Raw genomic sequence first — 4,515 nt, 5'->3', positions numbered from 1 at the left:
GTCGCAGCATCGGCTGCCGCAGCATCGGCTGTCGCAGCATCGGCTGCCGCGCCATCAGCTATCGGCGGAACACCGCCCGCCGCACCGCAGGTTGCAAGCAACCCCGAGATCATCACCCGCTATCCCGCGCCCCAACCGTCCTCGCGCGTCCTCACCATCGCCGGCCCCACGGACACGCCCGTCGTCGCCCCGCTGATCCAGGGTTTTCAGTCGCATCGCCCCGACGTCAGCGTCGTGTACCGCGAAATGGGCAGCCGCGAGCTCTACGAAGCCGCCATCGAGGGGCGATTGAAGGATGTGGACGTCCTCATGAGTTCCGCGTCGGACCTGCAGATCCGGCTTGCCAACGATGGCTATGCGCTGAGCTATGCCTCGCCCTACGCCGCGCGGCTTCCGTCGTGGGCCATATGGCGGCACGAGGTCTACGGCTTCACGTTCGAGCCCGCCGTCTTCGTCTACAACCCCAAGCGTTTCGCGGAAGCTGAAGTGCCTCGCTCGCGCCAGGACCTGCTGCGCCTGCTGGAGCAGGATCCGTTGCGCCTGCGCGGTCGCATCGGCACCTACGACATTGCCGCCAGCAGCGTGGGCTATCTGCTGGCCGAACAGGATGAGCTCGTCTCTTCCAACTTCTGGGGGCTGGCCAACGCCATGGGCCAGGCCGGCGTGCGGCTGGCGGCCACCAGCGCCGAGATCCTGGACGCCATCGAGCGCGACGAACTCGACATCGGCTACAACGTCCTTGGCTCTTACGCGCTGTCGCGCCAGGCGGCGGGCCGGCCCATCGGCGTGGTGTTTCCGCAGGACTACGTGCTGGTGCTGGCGCGCTCGGTCCTCATCGCGCGCACCGCCCCCAACCCCGACCTCGGCCGCGCCCTGGTCGACTGGCTGCTGTCGCCCGCCGGCCAGCAGGTGGCTTCCAGCCATGCCGCGCTGGGGTCCATCATGGAAGACACGCCGGGACGGTGGACGTCGGAAGCCGTGCTCGCGCGGTCGCAGGGCATCGTGCAGCCCGTGGTGCTGAGCCCCGCGCTGCTCGTCGGCCTGGACCAGCGCCGCCATTCCCGGTTCGTGCAGAACTGGATCCGGCTCGTCACCGACACGCCGCAGCGTCCGTAACCCGGCGCGCAGGCGCGGGCGTGGCCCAGGGATTTCCCCTAGCCGCCGCCTGCCGCCATGACAGGACGACGACAGACGCGCACTCCTAAGATGGCTGCACGCGGGCCCCAGAGCCCGCATCAAGCCAAATCCAATCGGAGACAACACCCATGCTTGCCAAGTCCAAACTGGCGGCCGCCTGCGCCGCCGCATTCGCCATCGCCTCGGGCAGCGCCTTCGCGCAGGCTGTGCCGGCGGGCTATCCGGCCGACTACCAGAAGGTCCTGGACGGCGCCAAGAAGGAAGGCAAGGTCGTCATCTATTCGACCACCGACACCAAGGCCGCCGGCCCCATCATCAAGGGCTTCGAAGCGATGTATCCGGGCGTCAAGGTCGAATACAACGACATGAACAGCACCGAGCTCTACAACCGCTACATCAGCGAACAGGCGGCGGGCGGCGGCAGCGGCGACATCGTCTGGAGCTCGTCGATGGACTCGGCCCTGAAGCTGGCCACCGACTACGCGCTGAAGTACAAGTCGCCCGAGGCCGGCAAGCTGCCGTCGTGGGCCGTCTGGAAGGATTCCGCCTACGGCACCACCTACGAGCCGGCCGTCTTCATCTACAACAAGCGGCTCATTCCCGCCAATGAAGTGCCCACCACGCACGGCGCGCTGGCCAAGCTGATCGCCAGCCAGCCCGACAAGTTCAAGAACAAGGTCACCACCTACGACATCGAAAAGTCCGCGGTCGGCTTCATGCTGGCGGTGCAGGACAAGGCCAACGATCCCAAGTACTTCGAGACCCTCAAGGACATCGCCAAGGGCGGCCTGGTCGTGCAGTCGTCCACCGGCACCATGATGGAACGCGTGTCCTCGGGCGAAAACCTGATCGGCTACAACATCCTGGGTTCCTACGCGGAGACCCGCGCCAAGAACGATCCGTCGCTGGGCGTGGCCTACCCCACGGATTACGCGCTGGTGCTGTCGCGCGTGGCGTTCATCAGCAAGAAGGCGAAAAACCGCAACGCCGCCAAGCTGTGGATGGACTACCTGCTGTCGCAGAAGGGCCAGGAAATCATGGCCAACCAGGCCGACCTGGCGTCCGTGCGCGACGACATCGAAGGCGACAACGACGTGGACGGCATGACCAAGAAGCTGGGCGCCTCGCTCAAGCCGATTCCGGTCGACGAAACGCTGCTGGACTACCTGGAGCAGAACAAGCGCCTGGAATTCATCAAGCAATGGCGGGCCGCAGCGGGCAAGTGATGCCCGGGCTCCGGGTGGCCTTGCTGCCCGGAGCCGCCGCAAACGCGGCGGACGGCGCGCCGTCCGCCTGACCCTGCCCCGGGGCCCTCGTCCCCGGCGGCGCGGCCACCGCGTCCTTCAAGACCACAGGATTTCCCATGCAGTCATTGCGCAGAAAATGGCAGTCCCTGCCACGCGGCGTGGTGGTGCTGATCACGGCGCTCGCCATCTACGTGCCGCTGTCGTTCATCATCATCCAGAGTTTTCTCTCGGCGCCCTTCTTTGCCCCGTCCAAGACCTGGAGTCTGGACGCCTTCCGCTTCATCTTCGCGGACCCCGATTTCTACAAGGCGCTACGCAGCGGCTTCATTCTCGCGTTCGGGCTGGCCGCCATCGCCATTCCGCTGGGCGGCATGCTGGCGTTTCTGATGATCCGCACCGACCTGCCGGGCCGCCGCTGGATCGAGCCGCTGATCCTGGTGCCGGTGTTCGTGTCGCCCATGGTGCTGGGCTTCGGCTACGTGGTCGCCGCCGGCCCCGTGGGCTTTTTCTCGACCTGGACGCAGAACATTCTGGGCTTCGTGCCCTGGAACGTCTATTCGCTGACCAGCATCGTCATCATCGCCGGCCTGACGCACGTGCCGCACGCCTACCTGTACATCTCGTCGGCGCTGCGCAGCATGGGGTCCGACGTGGAAGAAGCCGCGCGGGTGACCGGCGCCTCGCCGCTGCGGGTGATGGTGTCCGTCAGCCTGCCCATGGTGCGGCCGGCCATGCTGTACGCCACCGTGCTGCTCTTTTTCCTGGGCCTGGAGGTGTTCGGCCTGGTGCTGGTGCTGGGTGATCCGGAAGGCAACCTCGTGCTGGCCACCTACCTGTACAAGCTCACCAACAAGCTGGGCATCCCGTCCTATCACCTGATGGCCGCGGTGGCCGTGGTGCTGATCTGCATGACGATCCCGCTGGTGATGCTGCAACGCCGCCTGATGCGCACCGCCAACCGCTTCGTCACCGTCAAGGGCAAGGCGTCGCGCGCGCGGCCGCTGCCGCTGGGCAAGTGGCGCTGGGTCGCGGGCGGGGTCGTGGCGTTCTGGCTGTTCGTCACCATCATCGTGCCGCTGACGGGCGTGCTGCTGCGCGCGTTCGTGTCCAACTGGGGCCTGGGCGTGTCGCTCTTTGACGTGCTGTCTCTGGACGCCTTCCGTACCGTGTTCTCGCAGCCCAACCTGATGCGCGCCATCGTCAACTCGGTCGCCATCGGTGTCTTCGGCGGCGCGCTTGCGGTCATGTGCTACATGTTCGTGGGCCTGGCCATGCACCGCAAGCCGGACAACGTCACGCGCTTCATGGACTACAGCGTGCTGGTGCCGCGCGCCGTGCCGGGCCTGCTGGCCGGCCTGGCGTTCTTGTGGGTGTTCCTGTTCGTGCCGATGTGGCTGGACAACGCGCTGGACGTGGACGAAGGCGGCTGGCTGTCGGCCCTGCCCTTCGCCGAATGGCTGCGCGAGAACTTCGTCGAATGGCTGCGCGCCCTGCGCAGCACCATCTTCAGCGTGTGGCTTGCGTACACCGTCGTGTGGATGGCCTATGGCTTGCGGCTCATCTCGTCGACCCTGCTGCAGGTGGGGCCCGAGCTGGAAGAGGCCGCCCGCAGCGCCGGCGCGCGCCGCGGCCAGGTCACCCGCCACGTCACCGTGCCGCTGGCCAAGTACGGCCTGATCGGCTCGTGGCTGCTGATGTTCCTGATCTTCGAGCGCGAATACTCCACCGGCGTCTACCTGCTGTCGCCCGGCACCGAGACCATCGGTTCCATGCTGGTGTCGCTGTGGGCCTCGGGCGCCATCGACATCGTGGCCGCGCTTTCCTTCATCAATATCGTTCTGGTCGTGATCGGCCTGGGCATCGCCCTGCGATTCGGAGTCAAACTTCATGATTGAGCTTTCTGTAGAAGACCTGCACCTGGACTACGGCGACAACCCGGTGCTCAAGGGCGTGTCGATGCAGCTGCGCCAGGGCGAAGTGGTGTCCCTGCTGGGGCCCTCGGGCAGCGGCAAGACCACGTTGCTGCGCGCCGTGGCCGGCCTGGAAGGCCCCAAGCGCGGCCGCATCACCATCGGCAACCGCGTCGTGTACGACGGCGCGGCCCGCCAGGAAATCCCGGCCGAAGAGCGCA

Annotated in this window: 4 protein-coding genes; all 4 read left to right on the top strand. The window is 66.6% G+C overall.

The window, feature by feature from the left end; translation table 11 throughout:
- Positions 1-1,116: ABC transporter substrate-binding protein (locus tag VGF12_RS06185; protein WP_331175167.1), on the top strand; the 1,116-nt coding region annotated here is incomplete at its 5' end.
- 149 nt (positions 1,117-1,265) lie between these two features.
- Entirely contained in the window at positions 1,266-2,363 is a 1,098-nt protein-coding gene (locus tag VGF12_RS06180; RefSeq protein WP_056327798.1) for an ABC transporter substrate-binding protein, read from the top strand.
- A 137-nt stretch (positions 2,364-2,500) separates the two neighbouring features.
- Positions 2,501-4,279, top strand: a complete 1,779-nt coding sequence (locus tag VGF12_RS06175) for an ABC transporter permease (protein ID WP_056327797.1) — start codon at positions 2,501-2,503, stop codon at positions 4,277-4,279.
- Positions 4,272-4,515: ATP-binding cassette domain-containing protein (locus VGF12_RS06170; protein WP_331175166.1), on the top strand; the 244-nt coding region annotated here is incomplete at its 3' end. The genes VGF12_RS06175 and VGF12_RS06170, both read left to right, overlap by 8 nt.

This window comes from Roseateles sp. (assembly GCF_036404855.1).
Lineage (GTDB): Bacteria > Pseudomonadota > Gammaproteobacteria > Burkholderiales > Burkholderiaceae_C > Pelomonas.
Note: the sequence above shows the minus strand (reverse complement) of the source record. Positions and strands in the feature narration are given on the sequence as shown.

Excerpts from the sequence above, each read along its gene's own strand:
- VGF12_RS06175 (WP_056327797.1), top strand. The coding sequence starts at position 2,501 with ATGCAGTCATTGCGCAGAAAATGGCAGTCCCTGCCACGCGGCGTGGTG.
- VGF12_RS06180 (WP_056327798.1), top strand. The coding sequence starts at position 1,266 with ATGCTTGCCAAGTCCAAACTGGCGGCCGCCTGCGCCGCCGCATTCGCC.